Origin of the sequence: Mesonia sp. K4-1 (assembly GCF_008017825.1) — a bacterium.
GTDB lineage: Bacteria > Bacteroidota > Bacteroidia > Flavobacteriales > Flavobacteriaceae > Mesonia.
The window spans coordinates 1-2,305 of the sequence record NZ_VRLS01000082.1 but is presented as its reverse complement, the minus strand read 5'-3'; the positions used below and the strand labels follow the sequence as shown (position 1 = coordinate 2,305).

General features: G+C 29.6%; 2 protein-coding genes. One reads left to right on the top strand and one right to left on the bottom strand.

Annotation, left to right across the window (positions count from 1 at the left end; genetic code table 11):
- A partial coding sequence (locus FT986_RS11965; RefSeq protein WP_147865251.1) for a restriction endonuclease subunit S occupies positions 1-1,167 on the top strand: 1,167 nt, incomplete at its 5' end.
- Here FT986_RS11965 and FT986_RS11960 read toward each other — a convergent pair.
- Positions 1,160-2,305, bottom strand: a 1,146-nt coding sequence (locus FT986_RS11960; RefSeq protein WP_255505961.1) for a restriction endonuclease subunit S, incomplete at its 5' end; no start/stop codon positions are given. The two genes, FT986_RS11965 and FT986_RS11960, sit on opposite strands and share 8 nt — an antisense overlap.

The window sequence follows — 2,305 nt, the reverse complement described above, 5'->3', positions numbered from 1 at the left end:
GTCCCCAATTTGAGATTTCCAGAGTTTAACAAAGAATGGAAGAAGAGAAAGTTATCTGACTTTTTAACATTCAAAAATGGAATAAATGCTTCTAAAGAATCTTATGGATCAGGCTATAAATTTATTAATGTGCTAGACATTATTGAAAATGATTTTATTACTCATCAAAATATAATTGGAGCGGTAAAGATATCTGAAGAAGTATTTAATAAAAATATTGTTGAGTATGGAGATATATTGTTTCAAAGAAGCTCCGAAACAAGGGAAGATGTAGGACAATCTAATGTATATTTAGATAAAAAAGTGCCAGCAACTTTTGGTGGTTTTGTAATTCGTGGAAAACGAATTAAAGATTATAACCCCTTATTTTTGAATTATCTTTTAAAAACTTCTCCTTCAAGAAAGGAAATCACTTCTAAAAGTGGTGGTAGTACAAGATATAATATTGGACAAGATACTTTAAGCAGTGTTGGTATAATAACTACGGAGTTAAAAGAACAAGCAAAAATAGCCTCGTTTCTTTTAAGTATCGAAGGTAGAATCCAAACCCAAAACAAAATAATAGAGGACTATAAGTTGTTTAAGAAAGGGATGATGCAACAACTCTTTCAACAAGAAATTAGGTTTAAAGAGGAGGGGGAAAATTATCCCAAATGGGAAATAAAAAGACTTGACAGTATAGCACACGTTGTTAAAGGAAAACAATTAAACAAACAAGAACTTACAGAAAACGGAACTTATCTTTGTCAGAATGGAGGAATAGAGCCCTCTGGATATACGGAAGAATATAATACCACAGGAGAAACTATAACTATAAGTGAAGGAGGAAATTCCTGTGGTTATGTGAATTATATAAGAGATAAATTTTGGTGTGGTGGTCACTGTTATTCATTATTAAATATTGCATCTGAAATGATAAATTTATTTTTATATCAATATCTAAAATTTCATCAGTCTAAAATTATGTCCTTAAGGGTTGGTTCTGGCTTACCTAATATCCAAAAAAAAGATATTGTCAATTTTAAAATAATTCTACCCTGTAAAGAGGAACAACAAAAAATAGCGAAAGTTCTTTCTGATATTGATAGAAAAATAGAACTTGAAACTAAAATAGTAGCACTGCTAAATCAACAAAAACAGTATTTTTTACAGAACCTATTTATATAAATATATTCTGTAGCAGGTGCTTTTTTTGCTCTTGGTATTGCTTTAAAATTAGCTTTTCTTTTTCAAGTTTCTTATCTATTGAGGATAGGAAATTGGCGATGTTTTTCTGTTCTGAAGAACAAGGAATTTTTATTTTCTCCTTTGAGTAATCCTTAAAATAAATATGCGGAATCGTACTACCTGTTTTATATTTATCAAACTGAACTGTTTTTAATAAGAAATATAAAAAATATAGTGAGTTATCATTTTTAGGCTTTATTCTATCCAAAGTGCCTAAAACGGAAGATTGACCTTCACAAAGCATTGTTCTTCCAACACCAGCTCCATCTTTAACGATAGAGACATAAGGTTTTTCTTCCTGATAAAAATCTATATTTTGTAAATAACCTGTAGCTCCATACACCTTATAACCTCCTGTAATTTCTTGCAATGAATTGGCTGAAATATTAGATGATTCCTTAATACAGATATCTTTAAGTCTTTTTTCATTCCAATTTGAAAATTCATTTTTATCATCTTTAAAGCGCAATTCTTGAGAAAAAATCTTTTGTCTGAACCCAAGCATTAAGGATTCTAATCGGTCAATTATTTTGTTTTGAGTTTCTATTCGGTTACCTATTAAGGATAAAAAGTTTGCTATTTTTATTTGCTCGAAATATTGAGGTGAAAAAAATCTAAAATCATTTATTTGTTGTAGATTCAAATTTGGTTGTGCTCCAACACTGATACTTTCTCGAATATATTTTTTCATTACCCTTGAACTCAGAATAAAAACAATAAAATCTATTACTCCTTTATTTGATAATCTAATTATTGCAAGAGCTTGATTTGTATTTGCTGGTAAAATATTTTTATTGACAATTCCAACTTTTCCTATTGTTGCTCCTGCGATTGCAAATAAAATATCGTTCTCTCTTAATATGGATCTCTTTAATTCTCCTAAATGAGTTTCTTTCTTAATATATAAACACCTATCTGGATTGACGAAAGTGCCATCTAAAGATTCAATTTTTATATATCTAATTCCTGTTTCAGTAAAGTTTTTAGGTGTTGTTCCCTTGGAAATAAAACTAGAAATGTCTCCTAATCGAATTTCTTTCCACTCACTCTCAAAACCCGGGAATCTTAAATTGGGGAC